Source organism: Brevundimonas sp., assembly GCF_036659295.1.
Lineage (GTDB): Bacteria > Pseudomonadota > Alphaproteobacteria > Caulobacterales > Caulobacteraceae > Brevundimonas.
This window is the reverse complement of sequence record NZ_JAVXCU010000044.1, coordinates 1-19,754: the sequence shown is the minus strand read 5'-3', so window position 1 is coordinate 19,754 and position 19,754 is coordinate 1. Positions and strand designations below refer to the sequence as shown.

Below are 19,754 nucleotides of genomic sequence, written 5' to 3'. Positions count from 1 at the left end.
AGTTGCAGTTCGTTTTGTGACTGGCCACCGCGCGAACCGGTTGCGCCACCATCCAGCAGGTCGATCACCGGCAGACCCTGACGGATCGTGATTTCGTCGGTCATGCGATAGGTATGGTACAGGCTGACATTGAAGCGGCCTTGCCCCGGTTGCATCTGGCCACCGCGACCACGACCGCCGCCGCCACCGTGCATGGCCATGCGCGGACCACCGCCGCCACCGCCTGCACGCGGGCCACCACCCGAAGGCGGACCACCTGCGGGGCCACCTTGACCACGCGCACGTTGCATCGCCGCCGGATCAGGTTTGCCAAAGGCGGTCGAGAAGTTCAGGCCCCAGCGGATTTCTTCCTTGAGGCTGTTCTCGTAGTTCAGGGGACGGGCATCGATAGACAGAAGATTGCCCGCAAGATCGCGCTCGAAACGCTCCGGCAGGGCGGCCTCCAGCGCAGGCGTAATCGTCGGGAAGCCCGAAATCACGCCATCGGTATCGGTGCGCGTATAGTTGGCCGTAAAGCGCAGGTCCTTGCTCTCGAACGGGGTGAAGTTCACGCCCAGACGCAGGACATTTTTGTCTTCGGCCGACAGGCTGCTATTTCCGCCTTCGATACGGTTGATGATGACGCTCTGGCCGGTTGCAAAATCATAGACCGGCACATTCGGCGTCGTCAGGGTCGGGTCATTCAGTTGCGCCATCGACGGTGCAGACTGTTCCTGCGCATAGCTGGCGGTCAGGTTCAGCGGCGTCCACGGCGACCAGTTGAAGCCCAGTGTCATGCTGTTCAGGCCGCCAAAATCGGACAGGTCTTGAAGCTGGACGTTCAGGTTGGCCGACATGTCGCCCAGCTTGCCAAGGGTGCCGATATCGCGTGCGGCGAGTGGCAGGTTGAAATTGCCCGAGCCGCTGAAGCGGTCACGCGACAGGCTGCGTTCGGAATAGGTGCTGGTATTGTCATCCACCGAGAAGCGCAGGTTTTCGGCTTCCTGCTTCTGGGTGTCGAAACCGGCCTTGAAGGTGGCTTGCAGAGCGCCCGTCGGGGCTTCCCACAAGGTGCCGTTCAGCACGCCCTCGACATTGGCCGAGGTATTGATCGACTTGGCCTCGTCATTCGGATTGAACAGGGCACTGCCCAGATCGCCGAACGGGTTGATCGTGCCGGCAATAACGCCCGCCTTGAGGGCATCGGTGTTCAGGCCGCGACCGGTTGTGGTTTCGGTTTCGTTACGTTTGACACCGCCACTGACGGTCCAGCGCCATTCTCCCATATAGCCATCGGCAAGGGCGTTGATATTGGCGCTCAACGCATCGCTTTCGCGCGACAGGGCCGAAGGCGTATCAAAGAAGCGGTGAACCTGAACATCGGTGCCAAAGTCCGAAAACGGGCTGGAGGACGGCAGGTCCATCACCACACCGGGCAGACCCAGATAGGTCATGCGGTTGGTCTGCTCGATATTGCCGCTGACGGTCAGGCCGATACCGCTTTCGAGGTCACGCTTGTACGAGCCGGTGACTTCATAGCCGCGACGGCGCGGGTTCAGGGTCTGGTAGGCAGTGAGCGGGGTATCATCGCCGCGAAGCGTTCCCGCAGGGGCTTCCAGCACGCGGTTGATGTCACGCTCGCTTTCATACAGCGGGCTGTCGGCCTCGTATTCAATGTCGAAGGTCCAGCGCTGGGTGCCACCGATGCGGACGATGTTGGTTTCCAGTTCGGACTGGGTGCGCCCACCCAGATCGGGGCGCTTGACCTGTCCTTGAACGGCGACCGAGCGGAAGTCCTGTTTGAGGACAAAGTTCACCACGCGCTGGTCGGCCGTATAGCCGTAGGAGAGGGCGGTTTCCTCGGGCAGAATCTCGGTGCGCTCGATGGCTTCGGGCGGAATGCCGCGGATTTCCTGAAAACCGGAAATGCGGCGACCATTGACCAGAAACACCGGAGAGCCACCACGCGCCGAGCGCGTCAGAGGCTCCAGTAGCGTCATCAGTTCTTCGATCGTGCCTGCGCCATAGGCCTTGAGTTGCTCGGCATCCAGCACGGCCTCTGGCTCATACCCGCCCAGTGCTGCGCCACGGCGTGACGTGGTGACGGCATTGAGCGTTCCCAGATCATAGGCATCGTCTTCGGACTGCTCGGGTGTCTGGACAGGCGCATGGGCTTGTTCTGGCTGCTGCTGTTGGACGGGAGCATTAGCCGGAGCGTCGGATGCGATCGATGCCAGGGCGAGCATGAGTGTGACAGGCGACATATCGGTTCATCTATAATCGTTTGGGCGGCAAGACCGCTCGGGGAGGTTTGACCAAGGACTAGGGCGGTGGGGGTGAACCGCGCCTGAACCGTGATCGAAATATAAAACTTTGTTCCACGTTTCGTGTTCGATGGCGGAACCTACAGTGGCTCTAAACGCAAACGGGGGCGCAATCCGTCGATTGCGCCCCCGTCTTATTTTTTAAGACACAGCCTGTGTCTTTAGAAGCGCACCCGCACGCCGGTGCTGATGCCACGACCGCGCATGGGCGCGCGCTCGCCAAGGAAGGAGGCGTGGCTCCATGCTCTTTCGTCCAGCAGATTGGTGCCGCGAACAAAGATTTCCGCATCGGCTGTAGCGCCGATATTGAAACCATAGGCGACGCTGGCGCTCAGCAGGTTGTAGCCCGCAGTCTTGGTTTCATACTCGGCAATGTCGGACTGTTCGAACACACGCGTATAGTCCACCTCGCCGGACCACGGGCCGTTAAAGGCCGACAGGCGGCCTCCGAGACGACCGGCCGGAATACGCGGCAGGTTGCCGCCATTGTCCAGCTTGGCGCGGACATAGTCGCCATAGACAGTACCGCTCAGCCACGGGGTCAGGGTTGCCGTCACTTCGCCTTCCAGACCGGTAAAGCGGGCATCGGCCTGTTCGTAGCGGATCAGGCGGAAGTCTTCATGCTGGTCCAGCGTATTGGCGAAGATATAGTCCGAATAGTCATAGTGGTAGGCGCTGAGCGTGCCGGTGATACGGCCCTCGCGTTTGCGAAGCGTCAGTTCCGCCGAGTGAACCGTTTCCAGATCCAGCGTTTCGGTGCCGATTTCGTATGTGTTGGTCGCGAGGTGAACGCCGTCGGCAAAAAGTTCCTGCGCCGAGGGGGCGCGCTGCGAGCGGGCCAGCGACAGGCCGATGGTCCATTCGGGCACAAAGTGCCAGACGGCCGCCGCCGAAACGGACAGGGGATCATTATCGACGCTGTCTGCACCTTTGATGGCGGTTTCGGTCCAATCCTTGCGGATCGCCCCTTCGAGGTGCCACAGGCCGATCTCGTATTCTTCCATCAGGAACAGGCCGGTGGACTTGGTTTCAGTCGGGCGCAGATAGGATTCCAGACCGACAGCGCCGAACTCGTTTTCACTGACCTGTAGGCCCACGACACCGCGCAGGCCGTTCCATTCGGTGTGCTGGACTTCGAGACGCGCGTCATAGCCTTTATTGGTGAAGGTGGTCAGGATCTCGCCTTCCTCGACCTCGTCGTGGCGATAATCGGTGTGACCGGCACGCAGGCGGATGCGCTCGATGCCCGGCATCACGTCTTTCAGTTCGCCGCGAATATCGACACGCTGGCTCTTCAGGCGGACCTCGGGGGCGGCGTGATTGTGCTCGCCTTCGTGGTCATGGTCGTGACCGTCATTATGGCCGTGGTCATCATCGTGGCCGTGTCCATGATCGTCGCCATCACAGTGCAGGTGGGTGCCGTGCGGGTGGCAGGACGCGAACTCGTGGCTGTGGCCCGCCAGGCCGTAGGTGCTTTTTTGCTGGGTATAGGCGGCACCCAGATAGCCCTTTTCACCGATCCACGACGCACCAATCGTGCCGGTGAAGGTGTTGTTATAGGAGCCTTCCAGACGGTCATGCTCGTCATCGGGGATGCGGTAATCGTCGCTACGACGGCCCACGGCCTCAAGGCGCAGGGCGAACTGGCCTGCACCGACGGTGACACCGGCCACACCGGTATTCTCGTCATCGACGCTGCCATAGCGGTATTCCAGCACACCTTCGCCGCCGTTTACCGGAATGCGGGTGGGGATCTTCTTGTCCAGCAGGTTGACCGCGCCGCCGATAGCACCGCCGCCAAACAGAAGTGCAGACGGGCCACGCAGGATTTCAACACCTTCCAGCAGCATCGGTTCGCCCGAAACGGCGTGGTCGGGCGAGACCTCCGAAGCATCGATCAGGGCGGCCCCTTCGCTGAGTACCTTCACTCGCGGGCTGGCCTGACCACGGATGACCGGACGGCTGGCCCCGCCACCAAAGGCGTCGGAATTGACACCGGGCAGGCTGGTCAAGGTGTCACCAAGGGTGGAGCTGCGACGGTGGACCAGATCTTCGCCGCTTAGCAGGGCCACATGGCTGGCAACGTCATTGCCTGCGCGGCCCAGTGGCAGGGCGCGTACGACGACCTCTTCGACCTCGGTGACATGATCGTGCGGATCGGCTGTCTGAGCCGAGGCCGCCCCTGCGCCAAGGGCCAGCAGGGACACGGAAAACAGAAGGGTTTTGGACGTCATGGGCACCACCGACTAGAACTGAGGTGTTATTGCTATGTTATATTGTATCACCACGCAAGCGGCGTATTTCGATATGGCGGGAGCTTTGCTGCGAGCTGTTGCGTTAAGCGCACAATGATCTGCATGCAGGCAGAGCCACGGGTGGAGGGAACACGATGCGAGCCATGAAATTACTGCTGCTTTTGCCGGTATTGGCGGCCTGTCAGCAGCCTGCGCCCGAGGATAAGAGCGGACAGTTGAAGATGCCGCAGGCCACGGCCAGCGCCCCTGTTCGCTATACATGCGGTGCGGGCGGGGATGTTGTGGTGGCCTATGACGAGGGCGGGGTGGCGCATCTGACGCTGGATGGCCAGACCATGGACCTGATGACGACAAGCAGTCCGCGTGGCAGTGCCTATAGCGACGGGCATTTGCGCTGGGAGATCGTCAACGAGGCCGGCCAAGAGATTGCCAGCCTGACACTGGCAGACGGCACGGTGCGCAGATGTGTGAGGCCTTCGCCTACAGCCGCCCCTGCGCCCAGCCTGACCGCTTGCCGCGCCGACCAGTTGCAGATGGAAGCCGGCGAGGCCGATGCGGCCATGGGCCATCGCCAGCAGGAAATGCGGGTGTCGCTGAAGGGGGCAACGGGCTGTATTTTGCCCCAGTGGCCGGAACTGGCGCTGGAGCCCTCAAAGGGCGTGACGGTCGAGCGGACTACGGATGGCTATTTTGGCGCGCCGCAAGGACAGGACCGCATCGAGATGAAGCCGGACCAGACGGTTCGCTTCTATCTGGGCTGGGGTGTTATCCCGCATGAATATGCCGGCGAGAAGAAATGTCCCGAGATCACAGGCTGGTCCTTGAAGGCCCCCGGTGGCGGGCAATTGGCCAGTGTTCCGGCTAGTGTTCCGGCCAGTATGACCGCCTGCGGCGGCAAGGTCACGGTATCGGCATTTGTCACAGATGCAGACGCTCGGGATGGTGCGCCCTAACGCTGTAATAAAAGGGGTTTAATACTGCCGAAATTCAGCGTAGCGGAGCAAACATGACCCAATCAGCTAATCCTGCCTTCTACGAACGTGTCTCTGCCGAACTGGCGGACATTGATGCTCAGGGCCTGACCAAGCCCTAGCGTGTGATTGCCTCGCGCCAAGGTCCGGTCATCTCGGTCAATGGCCGCGATGTGCTGAACTTCTGTGCCAACAACTATCTGGGCCTTGCCGGTGACGATCGCGTCTCCCAAGCCGGTATTAAGGCGCAGGAAAAATGGGGTGCGGGTACCGCCTCCGTGCGCTTCATCTGCGGCACGCTGGAAATCCACAAAGAGCTGGAACGCGCCATTGCCGACTATCTCGGCTTTGAGGACACCATCCTGTTCGCCGCCGCGTTCGACGCCAATGGCGGTATTTTCGAGCCTCTGTTCGGGGCGGACGATGCGATTGTTTCCGACAGCCTGAACCACGCCTCGATCATCGACGGTGTGCGCCTGTCCAAGGCCAAGCGTTACCGCTTTGCCAACTCCGACATGGCCGATCTGGAAGCTCAACTGAAGCAGGCCCGCGCTGACGGTGCTCGCGATATCATCATCGCCACCGATGGTGCCTTCTCGATGGACGGCTATATCGGCAAGATCGACGAGATCCGTAAACTGGCCGACCAGTACAACGCCCTGATCATGGTCGATGACTGCCATGCCACCGGCTTCCTGGGTGACAAGGGCCGTGGCTCGTTCGCCCATTGCGGCGTGAAAGTCGATTTCGTCACCGGCACGTTCGGCAAGGCGCTGGGCGGAGCGATGGGCGGCTTCATCTGCGCGTCCTCGAATGTCGTGGCCCTGCTGAAGCAGCGCGCCCGTCCGTACCTGTTCTCGAACGCACTGGCCCCGTCGATTTGCGGCTCTTCGATCGAAGCCATCCGTATCGCGGCAGGCGACGAGGGCGATGCCCTGCGCAAGCAGTTGTTTGCCAATGCCGAGCGTTTCCGCAATGCCATGGCCGCAGCCGGTTTTGACCTGCTGCCGGGCCAGCACCCAATCATTCCGGTCATGCTGGGCGATGCCAAGCTGGCGCAGGACATGGCGGCGCGTCTGCTGGAACTGGGCGTCTATGTAATCGGCTTTAGCTTCCCCGTTGTGCCGCGTGGTGCCGCCCGCATCCGCACGCAGATGTCGGCAGCCCATACTTTTGAACAGATCGACCAAGCGGTCGCCGCCTTTACGCAGGCGGGCAAGGAACTCGGAGTACTTAAATGACCAGCTATCCCACGGGTGACATGCAGGCGCTGGCCAAGACCCAGCCTGCCGAAGGTCTGGAACAGATCACCGCGCCGATCCCGCAAATGGGACCCGAAGACGTGCTGATCCGTGTGCGTCGCACCGCCGTTTGCGGCACCGACATCCATATCTGGAACTGGGACGAGTGGTCGCAAAAGAACGTACCGGTGCCGATGATTACCGGCCACGAGTTCGCGGGCGACATCATTGCCATCGGTGCCGAAGTGGATCGCCCACTGAAGGTGGGGCAGCGCGTCTCGGCCGAAGGTCACGTCATCGACCTGAACTCCGAAGCCGCCCGCGCCGGTCACTTCCACCTCGACCCGCACACGCGCGGTATTGGCGTGAACCGTCAGGGCTGCTTTGCCGAATACGTTGTGGCTCCGGCCTTTAACGTGATCGAACTGCCCGATGACGTGCCGTATGAAATCGGTGCCATCCTCGACCCGTTCGGCAATGCCGTTCACACCGCACAGCAGTTCGACCTGCTGGGCGAAGACGTTCTGGTTACGGGCGCAGGCCCTATCGGTGTCATGGCTGCGGCTGTGGCCCGTCACGCCGGTGCGCGCACCGTGGTGCTGACCGACATCAACGACTTCCGTCTGGAACTGGCGCAAAAGGTCGTGCCGGGCGTTCGCACCGTGAACACCACCCGCGAAGACCTGCATGACGTGATGAAGGAACTGGGCCTCAAGGTCGGTTTCGACGTGGCGCTGGAAATGTCCGGCTCGCCCATCGCATTCAAGCAATGCGTGGACACCCTGATCATGGGTGGCGGTCTGGCACTGCTGGGTATTCCGTCCAAGCCGACCGAGACCGACTGGGGCCAGATCATCCTGAAAGCCATCAACATCAAGGGCGTCTATGGCCGCGAGATGTTCACCACATGGCGCAAGATGCTGGGCCTGCTGAAAGCCGGTCTGGACCTGCAACCGCTGATCACGCACCAACTGCATTACTCGCAGTACCGCGAAGGCTTCGAGGCGATGAAGTCCGGCCAGTCCGGCAAGGTCATCCTCAGCTGGGACTAAGGCTTACGCCTAGAAAACAAAGCCGCCGGAGATTAAATCTCCGGCGGTTTTTCTTTGGTGGTCTCGGGAGCAAGCTTGGCCGAGGTGAGAGCCCAGACTGTGGGTAGGCCAATAATGCAGAACACCAGAAACAGGCCTAACTGGCCGCCCCATTCGACAGGGAAGTGGTTTCTGAAAATCCAGAACGCTGTGAACATTGACAAGGTGATGCCAGCGCTTTGGCTACGAGGCACGATTAATCGCGTGTCACAGGCCTTACAGGCGAAGGTCGAGCCGAGGCCCCATTGTGTTTTCAGGAACAGAATTCGCTCGCGGCAGTGGGGGCAACGTGGTCCCATCAGGCATCCATCGGTAAGTCTTAGTGACTAGATACCAACAGTTTTCAGCCGTTCGCGCAACGACGCAATCCAGTTCTGCCCCGCATCGCCACCCCACAGGTGCCACGCGATATAGCCCGCCGAGGGCTTGGTCGGATGGCCCCAGAACTTGCCGCGTTTGTCGACAGCGTGGCGGGCGAACCACGCATTCATCACCTTAATGTCGCGGTCACTGACCTTTTCACCGCTGCTGAGACGCTGCGCACGTTCAAGGCCGACCTCGGTGCCGCCGCGCCCGTATTGCTGGCGTAATGACAGGCCATAGCTGGCGGCCTCGATCACAGCATCGGAAGGGGTGCGTTCATCGTCGGAAATGGCGGAATGATCCAGAAACATAAGCCGGTTGTAGGGGGCTTGCCTCTTGACGCAAGGCCCGTGTCGCGGGACGGAGGCGCATGAACTACCGTCACAGCTTCCACGCCGGAAATTTCGCCGACCTTGTCAAACATGCGCTTGTGCTGTGGCTGATCCGCCAGATGGCCGGTCAGGGCCCGCTGACGGTGCTGGATACCCATGCGGGGGCAGGGCTGTATGACCTGTCGGGCGATGGCGTTCGCTCCAAAGAGGCCGAGGCCGGTGTGGCCCGTCTGATGGATGCCGATAACCGTCCGCCGCTGATCGAGGCGCTGGCCAAGGAGGTCGCGTCGTTCAATCCGCAGGGCGGGGTGCGTTTCTATCCCGGCTCGCCAGTGCTGATCGCACGGGCTTTGGGTAAAGGTGGCACCTATAAAGGTTTCGAGCTGAACCCGCCGGTCAAGGCTCTGCTGGACGAGGTGCTGAAAGACTACACAAATGCCTCGGGCTTCGAGGGCGACGGCTATGATCTGGCCACAGCGGCGGCGCTCAAGGCGCAAGGCCCGCTGGTGCTGATCGACCCGCCTTTCGAGCGCGGAGACGACTATATCCGCTCTGCTGAAACGGCCGCGCGTATCGTCAAGCGTGATCCCAAGGCTGTGGTGGCCATCTGGACACCGCTGAAGGACATGGAAACCTTTGACGGCTTTATCCGCCGCCTCGAGGAAGCCAAGGCCCCGCGCGTGCTGGTGGCCGAGGCCCGTCTTCGTCCTCTGAACAATCCGATGAAGATGAACGGCTGCACCATGACCGTGGTCAATGCCCCCTCCGGCACCGATGCGGCAGCGGCCGAAATCTGTGGCTGGGTGGCGCAGACCCTGGGGGATGATAAGGCGAGAGCCGAAATCTGGCGGGCGAGCTGATTAGTTTTTCTGGCGGTTGCGTCAAAGAAGCTAAGGGCTGCTGCCATTGCCTCAATGGCTCGGGCGCTCCAGTGTAGGGTGCCGAGTATCGATTGAAGCGGACCCATGAAGCCGATTGCCATCCTAGAGACAGGGTATCCGCCCGAAGCCCTGCGTGACAGTTTTGACGACTATCCGGCCCGTTTTCGCGCCCTGCTGGGCGAGGGGGCCAAGACGGTGCGTTTTGATGTCCAGAACGGCCATCTGCCGGATGACCCTTCGCACTATGCGGGCTGCATCGTGACCGGATCGTCGGCAGGGGTCTATGAGGACCACCACTGGATACCGTTGCTGACGGAATGGTTGCGAGCGGCGCGCGGCAAGACGCGCCTGTTGGGTATCTGCTTTGGTCACCAGATCATGGCCCATGCCTTTGGCGGGCGGGTGGAAAAGTCGCACAAAGGCTGGGGCGTCGGCCTGCACAGCTATCAGGTGATGACCCGCGAAAGCTGGATGCACCCGCGTGCCGACAGTATCGCTATTGCTGTATCGCATCAGGATCAAGTGGTTGCTGTTCCCGACGATGCCCGCGTGATCGCACAGTGCGATTTCACGCCTTATGCCGGCATTGCCTATGGCGATGATGCCATGACCTTCCAGTGCCATCCCGAGTTCCAGCCTGCCTATGCGGCGGCCCTGACCGAACTACGCCGTGGCAGCCGTATTGCCGATGAACTGGTGGACGAGGCGGTCGAGAGCCTGAAGCGCCCCAATGATAGGGCAGTACTGACGGCATGGGTGCGGGCGTTTCTGCTGCTGACCCCGCCGCCTGTCGAAGGGGATGGCTCGGGTATCTGACGCCGCTAAGGGTTAGGAAACCTCGATAGGTTAAATCACCCGCCGGGGCTTCTTTACGAGGTCGTGGGGGAGCGTCCGCGCTTAGTCGTCTTGAGTTTCGTGGTTGTAATCAGTCGAATAATCCTTCGTCTCAAGACGGAAGCTACAAAGCTCGCGCTGGTGTGCGTCCTTTGCATGTCTGCAAGTGCGGCTATGGCTTCAGGTGTGAGTGGCGAAAGGCCAGCCCTTCTTTTGGCCGAGGTCGAGGCGAGGGCCTCGCACACGACTTTTGCCGATCTCGAACGCTTTGGAGATCAAGCCGAGAAACTACGGACTCATGAAGGCCTGCGCAGGCTACAGCACGTTGTCAGCCTGTATCTCGGTCAAAGCGATTACGACAAGGCCAGGGCGTGGAACCAGCGCCTGATGGCGCGGGCGACGGCGCTGGATAGCGAGCGATATCGCACGATTGCCCGCTTGAATGATCATATGCTGGCTTACCAATCGGGAGATGATACGGCGGTTGAAAAAATCCGCGAGACTATGGACGGCACATCGGACTGGTTCGTACGTACGATTGCCACACGATATTATGCGGCCAGTCGCTTGGATGAGCAGCAGTTGGGAGAGTCCTTGCGTCTGCTGGCCACTGTGCAGGCCCAAATTCCCGAAAAAGACCCTGACTCCGATGTGGCCCAGAGCGGCGTATGGGAGATCATCGGGGTAGGTCTGATGTTGCTGAACGATGTTCAGGGCGCAACCGATGCCTTCACCCGCTATGAACTGGACTATGCCAATAATGATTGGCCGCGGCCGGTTTTCGACAGCATCTATAATCTGGGGACCATGGCGATCCAGGTGGGCGATGTGGAAACGGCCGAACTCTTTTATGCCGCACATAACCGGTTGACACAAAAGGCTAATCTTCCGGGGTTGATCGGTTTCAATGCTATGATGTGTGCGCGTCTGGCGACATTGCGCGATGACATGCCACGCATTCTGGCCTGTCTGGAGGCCGGTGAGCCACACCTGTCCAGCGACACCTCGATGCAGGTCTGGATGTGGCCCCTTCAGGTCATTGCCCTGACCAGAGCCGGACGTGTTGGCGAAGCCGAAGCCATTATGGCGCAGTGGAATACGGCCAGTGGCAAGCCGAACGGTTCAATGCAGAGTGACCTTGGCTTGCGGGCCAATGCCGAGCTTCTGTTCGCCAAAGGGCGGCATGACGAAGCGATGGAGTTGATGCGCCTCTATAACCAGCAGCTGACTTTGCGTCAGGCACGCTCCTATAGCGAGGGCATCCACCAGATCACTCAGGACATGCAGGAACAGCTGTCGCAACGCCGCCGCCAGCTTGAAGTCGAACAGGCCAATGTGCGTTTGCAGGCGGCAATGATCCGCGGTCAGGCATGGGTTGTCGGCATCAGCCTGTTCTTCCTGATCTGCGGTATCGCAACGGCCGTGTGGCTGTGGATGCAGTCGCGCGAACTACGCCGCGCGCGTCGTCATGCCGAACGGGCCAATACGGCCAAGACCCAGTTTCTGGCCAATATGAGCCACGAAATCCGCACCCCGCTGAACGGGGTGGTGGCTATGGCCGACGTACTTCACCGCAGCGACCTGAAGGACAAGGATCGCGATCTGGTCGATGTGATCCGCAGCTCTGCGGGGACACTGGAAGGTCTTTTGAACGATATTCTAGACAGTGCGCGGATTGAATCGGGCGAACTGCGTCTGGAAGCGGCCGCGTTCAATATCTGCGCCATGCTGGAAGGCGTGCAGCAGTTGTGGAATGTGCGGGCCCGAGACAAAGGGGTGCAGCTGGACCTGCTCGGTTGTCCGGAACTGGATCGTGTCGTGACGGGCGATGTGGCGCGCTTGCGGCAGGTGCTGAACAACCTTGTCTCCAATGCTTTGAAATTCACCGACACCGGTACAGTGACCATCCGCGCGGAACCGCTGGAGGGCGACCATATCCGCTTTAGCGTGACCGATACGGGGGTGGGCTTTGATGAGGCTGTCCGCCAGCGCCTGTTTGCCCGTTTCCAGCAGGCTGATGAGTCCATCACGCGCCGCTATGGCGGGTCGGGTCTGGGGTTGAGCATCTCGCAAAACCTGATTGCCCTGATGGGGGGCGATATGAATTGTGAAAGCCAGCTCGGCAAGGGGTCGCGTTTCTGGTTCGATGTCCAACTGCCCGCTGTTGCGACGCAGGCTGCCGACGAGAATGCCGGACGTAAGGAAATCTTGCTGGATCAAGCCGTCGCGGCCTCCAGTGGTCTGGGGCTCAGGGTGCTGCTGGCTGACGACCATGCGCCCAACCGCAAGGTGGTCGAGGTCTTGCTGGAACCACTGGATGTCGAACTGACGGCGGTGGTGGATGGCCAGCAGGCGGTCAATGCTTTCGAGAACGGCTATTTTGATCTGGTTCTGATGGATATGCAGATGCCGGTCATGGACGGACTGACAGCCACGCAGCGTCTGCGCCAGATCGAGCGGCGTGACGGACGGGTGCATACACCCGTCATTATGCTGACCGCCAATGCCATGCGTGAACATGTCGAGGCCAGTATGGCGGCCGGCGCGGACCGGCACCTGACCAAGCCCCTGACCGCGCAATCACTGATCGAGTGCATCGCTTCGACTCTGGAAGATGCGGCCTGACCCGACGCAATAAAAAAGCCCGCTACCGATAAGGTGGCGGGCTTTTTGCATTTTCAGGAAGGGCTTAGGGCCACTTCACTACAGGTGGCATGGACGACAGGATTGAGTCGACATTGCCACCGGTTTTGAGGCCGAACATCGTGCCGCGGTCATAGAGCAGGTTGAACTCCACATAGCGGCCACGGCGGATCAGTTGTTCCTCGCGTTGCTCTTGGGTCCACGGTTCATGCATGCGACCGGCGACGATGTCGGAATAGACCTTGAGGAAGGCCTTGCCGACATCCTGCGTGAAGGAAAAGTCCTTCTCGAAGTCACCGGTATTGTGGTGGTCATAGAAGATGCCGCCGGTCCCGCGTGGCTCCTTGCGGTGGGGCAGGTAGAAATACTCGTCGCACCACGCCTTGTATTTCGGATACCAGTCGGCGTCATAGGCGTCGCATGCGCCTTTCATGGCCTCATGGAACTTGATCGTGTCGGGATGGTCGTCGCGGCGGTCTGCATCCAGAACCGGCGTCAGGTCACCGCCCCCGCCAAACCATGTCTGGGTCGTGGAGATCAGGCGCGTATTCATATGAACCGCTGGCACATTCGGGTTCACCGGATGGCAGATCAGGCTGATGCCGGTGGCAAAGAAGCGCGGGTCTTCGGATGCGCCCGGAACTGTCTTGGCATAGTCGGCCGGAAACTCGCCGAATACGGTCGAGCAGTGGACACCGACCTTTTCGAACAGGCGGCCCGTCATCATACCCATGACACCGCCCCCACCGGCGGCGCGGTCCCACGGTGTGCGCACAAAGCGGCCGGCTTCGCCCTCATACAGTTCCGGAGATGCGGCATCTTCCAGCGCCTCAAAACCGGCGTGGATCTGGTCGCGCAGGGTTTCAAACCAGATGCGGGCGCGTTCGCGCTGCTCGGTCATCAGGTCGGGATTCTTATCGGTCATGAGGGCTTCAACCACGATGCAGGCTCGGTGAACAGTCCGAGTATGGTCGCTATGTGAAGCTTTGTGGAAGTTTCGACCTTGATCTGGATCAGACCCTGTTTTCACAGGCCGTTGGCTGTGCCAGCGTGCGCGCCTGTATTTTTGCTGGGGGACGCAATGATCCGCAAAGTTTTGATGACCGCCGTAGCGGTAACCACCCTGATGGCCGCAGCACCGTCGCTGGCTCAGACGGCGGGTGGCACCGATGCTGCCGCAGCAGAAGCGCGCGCACGCCAGATTTTGCGCCGCACGCCTTTGATCGACGGTCACAACGATCTGCCATGGGCCATCCGTCAGGGTTTCGAAAATGACGTGCATGGCGTGGACCTGACCAGCGACCTGTCTATGGCCACGCGCCTGCACACCGATATCCCGCGTCTGCGCGAGGGCGGGGTAGGGGCGCAGTTCTGGTCGGTCTATGTGCCTGCCAGCATGACCCAGCTGGAAGCGGCCAAGGCGACCTTCGAACAGATCGATACAGTCAAGCGCATCATCGGTGGTTATCCGCAAACCTTCGAGCTGGCGACTACAGCCGACGACATCGTGCGCATCCACCGTCAGGGCAAGATTGCCAGCCTGATCGGTATGGAAGGCGGTTATTCGATTGACGACAGTCTGGGCCTGCTGCGCGAGTTCCGCCGTGCGGGCGCGCTCTATATGACGCTGACCCACTCCAAATCGACCAACTGGGCCGACAGCGGAACGGATGCACCGAAATGGGGGGGCTTGAATCCGTTCGGCGAGGAAGTGGTCAAGGAGATGAACCGCATCGGCATGATGGTGGACCTCAGCCACGTCTCGGCCGAAACCATGAAGGACGCCATCCGTGTATCCTCGGCGCCTGTCATCTTCTCGCACTCGTCGGCTCTGGGTGTGACGGGCCACCCGCGCAACGTGCCCGATGATGTGCTGGCGATGATGAAGGACAATGGCGGCATCGTCATGGTCACCTTCGTACCGGGCTTTATCAACGAGCAGGTCCGCTCGTGGAGTGCCAATCGCTCAGCCGAGCAGGCCCGTTTGAACAGCCTGCATCCGGGTGATCCGGAACGTGCGCGTCGCGAACTGGCTGAGTGGACCACCGCCCATCCGATCCCGCGTGCGACGCTGGACGATGTGGTGGCCCATATCCAGCATGTGCGCGATGTGGCCGGTATCGACCATATCGGTCTGGGGGGCGATTTTGATGGTGTCGATGCCCTGCCGGTCGATGTCGAGGCTGTGGACGCCTATCCGCGCATTCTGGGCCGTCTGATCCAGAACGGCTGGAGCGATGCCGATATTCGCAAATTGGCGGGCGAAAACATGCTGCGGGTGATGCGCGGTGTCGAAGCCGTCAGCGAATCTCAAACCGCACTGCGGCCTAATCTGAGCCGCCTGAACGATCGCTGATCGAAATTTTTGTTGATCGATGATTTTGGAGGCCGGTTGGAAAATCCAACCGGCCTCCGGTGTTTTTACAGGGGCCTAAAGGGTGCCGATAGCGCCTGTCTGGCGCAGGCCTTCCCATAGGGTAATACCGGCTGTAACCGACAGGTTCAGCGAACGGGCATCGGCCTGTAGCGGGATGATGACACGCGCGTCTACAGCGGCATGTACATAATCTGGCGCACCGGAACTTTCCTTACCAAACAATAGGATATCGTCATCCTTGAACGAAAAATCGCTCAAGGAAGTGGCCCCTTTTGTGGTCATCAGGACCAGCCTTCCAGGCGGTCGGTCGCGCTGGAAATCGTCCCAGCTGGCATGACGTGTCATGTGGGAAAGCGGGCCATAATCGAGGGCTGCGCGCTTCATGGCGCGGTCGTCGAAATTGAAGCCGGTCGGCTCGATCACGTGCAATTCGACGCCGAAACAGGCGCTGAGACGGATACAAGCCCCGACATTCTGCGGGATATCAGGTTGAAAAAGGGCGAGACGCATTCTAAGGCCCACTCTACGCGCGGGATGGGGCCTTGTCGTGTCTTTTGTTGCGATTGCTTCTCAAGTTGTGTCTGCAGCTTGTCATGGGGTGGTCTTAATGAAGGCAGGATGGCAATGGTTTTGCTTCCGCTAGTTTAGGTTCATGCCGACGGGACATCCCAGCTTGCTGCGGAGGGGGCCGATCGGATTACAGAGGTGATACGCGTGGCCGAACCGGTCGTGAATCCTGATGGGCCTATGGGCCAAAACGAGGGTAGCGACGCTACCCGTCGTGATTTCATACATATTGCTGCAGGGGCTGCGGCCGTTGGCGCTGGCGTGATGGTGGCTTGGCCGCTCATCAACCAGATGAACCCTGCGGCGGACACTCTGGCACTGGCTTCGATCGAATTCGACGTATCGAAGGTTCAGGAAGGCCAGCAGGTCGTCATTAAATGGCAGGGCAAGCCGGTCTTCGTGCGTTATCGTACGCCCGCTGAACTGCAAAAGGTTGAGGCAGAAGGTGCCGTCGGTTCTCCGGCGCAGACCGACGCCGAGCGTACCAAGGCAGGCCACGAGAAATATCTCGTTGTCATCGGCTCGTGCACCCATCTGGGTTGCGTGCCGACCTTCAACGCCGGCGAGTACGGCGGCTGGTTCTGCCCGTGCCACGGTTCGCACTATGATGCATCGGGACGTATCCGTAAGGGTCCGGCTCCCCTGAACCTCATCGTGCCGGACTACGAATATCTGTCCGACACTCGCGTCAAGATCGGCTGAGGACGTAACGAGGACCCATGAGCAATCACGAATCCACCTACGTCCCTAAAACCGCTGTTGAGCGGTGGCTGGACACCCGCCTGCCGATCGTGCGTTTCGGTATGGACTACGCCAATCTGCCGACCCCCCGTAACCTGAACTACTGGTGGACCTTCGGCGGCATTCTGGCGATCTGCCTGATGACGCAGATCATCACCGGCATCGTGCTGGCGATGCACTATACGCCGCATATCGATATGGCTTTCGCCTCGGTCGAGCGCATCATGCGCGACGTACCGGGCGGCTGGCTGATCCGCTATGTGCACGCCAACGGCGCGTCGATGTTCTTCATCGCCGTCTATCTGCACATGCTGCGCGGCCTGTATTACGGCTCGTATAAAGCGCCGCGCGAGATGATCTGGATCATCGGCTGCGTGATCTTCTTCCTGATGATCGCCACCGCCTTCCTCGGCTATGTTTTGCCGTGGGGCCAAATGTCGTTCTGGGGTGCTGAAGTCATCACCAACCTGATCGGTGCGATCCCTGTTGTGGGCGAGCCGATTCTGGTGTGGCTGCGCGGTGGCCCTGCCATCGACAACGCGACCCTGAACCGCTTCTTCTCGCTGCACTACCTGCTGCCGTTCGTCATCGCTGGCTGCGTGGTACTGCACCTGTGGGCTCTGCATGCTGCCGGTCAGAACAACCCGGTCGGTATCCTGATCCCGAAGGACCGCGAAAAGAAAGACATGCTGCCGTTCCACCCGTACTTCACGGTCAAGGACGGTTTTGCGATCATCCTGTTCTTCATCATGTTTGCCGTGTTCGTGTTCTACAACCCGAACGCTCTGGGCCACGCCGATAACTACATTCCGGCTAACCCGCTGGTGACACCGGCGCACATCGTGCCCGAGTGGTACATGCTGCCGTTCTACGCCATCCTGCGTGCTGTTCCGGACAAGTTCGGCGGCGTGGTTGCGATGTTCGCCGCCATCGGCGTGCTGTTCGTCCTGCCGTGGCTGGATACGTCCAAGGTGCGCTCGATGCGCTACCGCCCGACGATGAAGACCTTCTTCATCATCTTCCTGGTCGTGTGCTTCGGCCTCGGCTGGTGCGGTGCACAGCTTCCGGACGCTCCGGTTGTTCCGGGTATGCCGAGCTTCAACCTGATCGACGGTCAGCTGAACTCCTACCTGTGGCTGACCCGTTTCCTGACGATCTACTACTTCGTATTCTTCATCGTCCTGATGCCGCTGGTCGGCCTCAAGGAGAAGCCGCTGCCGATCCCGGCAACGATTTCGGAGCCTGTGCTCCCGACGACCGAAGCCGAGAAGGTCTGATCGCGATGAAAAACGAGAACAAGATGTCCTTCCGCAAGATCGTCGCCTGTGCCGTTGCTGCGGCCGGTATCGTGGCAGTTGCATCGCCGGCCCTCGCGGCCGGTGGTGCAAAGCACCCGCGCGATGGTGGCTTCAGCTTCAACGGTCCGTTCGGCACCTTTGATCAGGGCCAGCTGCAACGCGGCTACAAGGTCTATCGCGAAGTTTGCTCGTCCTGCCACGGCATGGACCATGTCCACTTCCGCAACCTCGGCGACAAGCACGGCCCGTTCTGGAATCCGGCCTATCCCAACCCGAACGACAACCCTGTCGTGAAGGCTCTGGCCAAGGAAATCCAGGTTGGTGATATCGACTCGGAAACCGGTGAGCCGGTCCGTCGCGATGCCACCACAGCCGACAAGTTCCCGAACCCGTATCCGAACGCTACGGCGGCGGCTGCCGGTAACGGTGGCGCGGCTCCGCCCGACCTGTCGGTCATGGCTAAGGCCCGTCACGACGGTGCCAACTATATCTACTCGCTGCTGTCGGGTTATGTGCCTGCACCCAAGGGGCTGAAAATCGCTCCGGGTCAGAACTACAACCCGTACATGTCCGGCGATCTGACCCCCTTCTGGGAAGGTCAGGGTCCTGCACCCAAGGGTGGCTTCATCGCTATGCCGCCGCAGCTGACCAATGGTCAGGTCACCTATGACGATGGCACCGAAGCCACTGTCGACCAGATGGCCAAGGACGTTGCGGCCTTCATCATGTGGACTTCCGAGCCCAAGATGGTGGAGCGCAAGCAGGCCGGTTTCGGCGTGCTGATCTTCCTTCTGCTGTTCGCAGGCATCACCTATGCCTCGTACCGCAAGATCTGGAAGGGTGTGGCCCACTAGGCCACCCTTTCGGGATCAAAGGATCAAACCCCGTCGGCCTTTTGGTCGGCGGGGTTTTTCTTTGATCTGTGTGCGGCGTGAAACTCGACAGGGGGGAAAGCGGACTCTACGGTCTGGCCACTATTGTATGGAGGGATGGCCATATGCGCCTGTTTACGACCGTTGCGGCTCTGGCCCTGACTTCTGCCCTGATGACGGGCGCGGCTAATGCGCAGGACGGGTTTGATGCGGCCCGCGTTTCCGAGGAAATCCGTCTGCTGTCCGATGACAGTTTCGAAGGTCGCGGCATTGCCACGCCGGCCGAGCAGAAGGTTATCGACTTTGTCAGCCAGCGCTTTGCCGAGGCCGGTTTTGCACCGGGTGGCGAAAATGGCGGCTGGACGCAGGCGGTCACGCTGAACCGCATCGCCTCGTCCAACATCACCGCTTCTCTGACGCAGGGTGGTGCCACCACGCCACTGACGCAGGGTCAGGAAGTCACGATCAGCTCGCGTCTGCCGGGCAGCAAGGTTGATCTGAAAGACGTGCCGCTGGTCTTCGTCGGTTATGGCGTGAACGCACCCGAGCGTAACTGGAACGACTTCAAGACCGATGTGCGCGGCAAGATTGTCGTGGTTCTGGTCAACGACCCCGACTTTGAGCAGCCGGAACTGAACACCTTCGGCGGCAAGGCCATGACCTATTATGGTCGCTGGACCTACAAGTACGAAGAAGCGGCCCGTCAGGGCGCGGCGGGTGTGCTGATCGTTCACGAAACAGCACCGGCGGCCTATGGCTGGACGACGGTTCAGAACTCGTGGAGCGTGCCGCAGTTTGACATCCTGCGCGAGAATGCTGCCGCCGAGCGCGTGCCGGTCGAGGCCTGGATCCAGCGCGATGTGGCCGAGAAGCTGTTCGCCGCTGCCGGTGTCGATTTCGAAGAACAAAAGCGTCTGGCCCGCAGCGCCGACTTCCAGCCTGTGGACCTGAAGGCCACGATGGATGTCAGCTTTGACGTCGCTTC

At 60.5% G+C, this 19,754-nt stretch carries 17 protein-coding genes; 11 read left to right on the top strand and 6 right to left on the bottom strand.

Annotated elements, in window-relative coordinates:
- Positions 1–2,243 (bottom strand): TonB-dependent receptor (locus tag RSB01_RS09320; protein WP_332625358.1); only part of this gene is annotated, 2,243 nt, incomplete at its 3' end.
- Between the two features lie 221 nt (positions 2,244–2,464).
- Positions 2,465–4,537: a TonB-dependent receptor gene (locus RSB01_RS09315; protein WP_332619710.1), complete on the bottom strand. Its 2,073-nt coding sequence runs from the start codon at positions 4,535–4,537 to the stop codon at positions 2,465–2,467.
- Positions 4,538–4,701: 164 nt separating this feature from the next.
- On the opposite strand from RSB01_RS09315, the gene RSB01_RS09310 reads away from it, so the two are divergent.
- The 3 genes from RSB01_RS09310 to tdh all read left to right on the top strand — a co-directional run bounded on the left by RSB01_RS09310 (position 4,702) and on the right by tdh (position 7,822).
- Positions 4,702–5,511, top strand: a complete 810-nt coding sequence (locus RSB01_RS09310) for a DUF4232 domain-containing protein (RefSeq protein ID WP_332590994.1) — start codon at positions 4,702–4,704, stop codon at positions 5,509–5,511.
- A gap of 143 nt (positions 5,512–5,654) precedes the next feature.
- Entirely contained in the window at positions 5,655–6,770 is a 1,116-nt protein-coding gene (locus tag RSB01_RS09305; protein ID WP_332625356.1) for a glycine C-acetyltransferase, read from the top strand.
- On the top strand, positions 6,767–7,822 hold the full coding sequence (gene tdh, locus RSB01_RS09300; RefSeq protein ID WP_332590992.1) for an L-threonine 3-dehydrogenase: 1,056 nt from the start codon (positions 6,767–6,769) through the stop codon (positions 7,820–7,822). The genes RSB01_RS09305 and tdh overlap by 4 nt, the downstream gene beginning before the upstream one ends.
- Positions 7,823–7,854: 32 nt before the next feature.
- Here tdh and RSB01_RS09295 read toward each other — a convergent pair whose 3' ends face one another.
- Both RSB01_RS09295 and RSB01_RS09290 read right to left on the bottom strand, forming a co-directional pair.
- Positions 7,855–8,160 carry a hypothetical protein gene (locus RSB01_RS09295; RefSeq protein ID WP_332625354.1) on the bottom strand — a complete coding sequence of 102 codons (306 nt, stop codon included), beginning with the start codon at positions 8,158–8,160 and terminating at the stop codon, positions 7,855–7,857.
- Positions 8,161–8,187: 27 nt separating this feature from the next.
- Positions 8,188–8,535 (bottom strand): hypothetical protein, encoded by a 348-nt coding sequence (locus tag RSB01_RS09290; RefSeq protein WP_332590991.1) that lies wholly within the window; start codon positions 8,533–8,535, stop codon positions 8,188–8,190.
- A 59-nt stretch (positions 8,536–8,594) separates the two neighbouring features.
- On the opposite strand from RSB01_RS09290, the gene rlmJ reads away from it, so the two are divergent.
- From rlmJ to RSB01_RS09275, 3 genes are all read left to right on the top strand, one after another.
- Positions 8,595–9,416: a 23S rRNA (adenine(2030)-N(6))-methyltransferase RlmJ gene (rlmJ, locus tag RSB01_RS09285; RefSeq protein WP_332590990.1), complete on the top strand. Its 822-nt coding sequence runs from the start codon at positions 8,595–8,597 to the stop codon at positions 9,414–9,416.
- A gap of 105 nt (positions 9,417–9,521) precedes the next feature.
- Complete coding sequence (locus RSB01_RS09280; RefSeq protein WP_332590989.1) at positions 9,522–10,253, top strand: type 1 glutamine amidotransferase; 732 nt, start codon at positions 9,522–9,524, stop codon at positions 10,251–10,253.
- Between the two features lie 204 nt (positions 10,254–10,457).
- A complete protein-coding gene (locus RSB01_RS09275) occupies positions 10,458–12,896 on the top strand; it encodes an ATP-binding protein (protein ID WP_332590988.1) in 2,439 nt (812 codons plus the stop codon).
- A gap of 64 nt (positions 12,897–12,960) precedes the next feature.
- On the opposite strand, the gene hemF is transcribed toward RSB01_RS09275, so the two are convergent.
- Positions 12,961–13,839: an oxygen-dependent coproporphyrinogen oxidase gene (gene hemF, locus RSB01_RS09270; RefSeq protein ID WP_332619987.1), complete on the bottom strand. Its 879-nt coding sequence runs from the start codon at positions 13,837–13,839 to the stop codon at positions 12,961–12,963.
- A 156-nt stretch (positions 13,840–13,995) separates the two neighbouring features.
- Between hemF and RSB01_RS09265 the strand changes: the two genes are divergently transcribed.
- A complete protein-coding gene (locus RSB01_RS09265) occupies positions 13,996–15,270 on the top strand; it encodes a dipeptidase (RefSeq protein WP_332619986.1) in 1,275 nt (424 codons plus the stop codon).
- Positions 15,271–15,345: 75 nt separating this feature from the next.
- On the opposite strand, the gene RSB01_RS09260 is transcribed toward RSB01_RS09265, so the two are convergent.
- Complete coding sequence (locus tag RSB01_RS09260) at positions 15,346–15,801, bottom strand: tRNA (cytidine(34)-2'-O)-methyltransferase (protein ID WP_332590463.1); 456 nt, start codon at positions 15,799–15,801, stop codon at positions 15,346–15,348.
- 237 nt (positions 15,802–16,038) lie between these two features.
- Here RSB01_RS09260 and petA point away from each other — a divergent pair, with 237 nt between their 5' ends.
- From petA to RSB01_RS09240, 4 genes are all read left to right on the top strand, one after another.
- Complete coding sequence (gene petA, locus RSB01_RS09255; protein WP_332590473.1) at positions 16,039–16,560, top strand: ubiquinol-cytochrome c reductase iron-sulfur subunit; 522 nt, start codon at positions 16,039–16,041, stop codon at positions 16,558–16,560.
- Between the two features lie 17 nt (positions 16,561–16,577).
- Positions 16,578–17,876 carry a cytochrome b/b6 gene (locus RSB01_RS09250; protein ID WP_332590464.1) on the top strand — a complete coding sequence of 433 codons (1,299 nt, stop codon included), beginning with the start codon at positions 16,578–16,580 and terminating at the stop codon, positions 17,874–17,876.
- Between the two features lie 5 nt (positions 17,877–17,881).
- Positions 17,882–18,751, top strand: coding sequence for a cytochrome c1 (locus RSB01_RS09245; RefSeq protein ID WP_332590465.1), 870 nt, complete (start codon positions 17,882–17,884; stop codon positions 18,749–18,751).
- 143 nt (positions 18,752–18,894) lie between these two features.
- The coding region (locus RSB01_RS09240; RefSeq protein WP_332625353.1) for a PA domain-containing protein at positions 18,895–19,754 on the top strand (860 nt) is incomplete at its 3' end.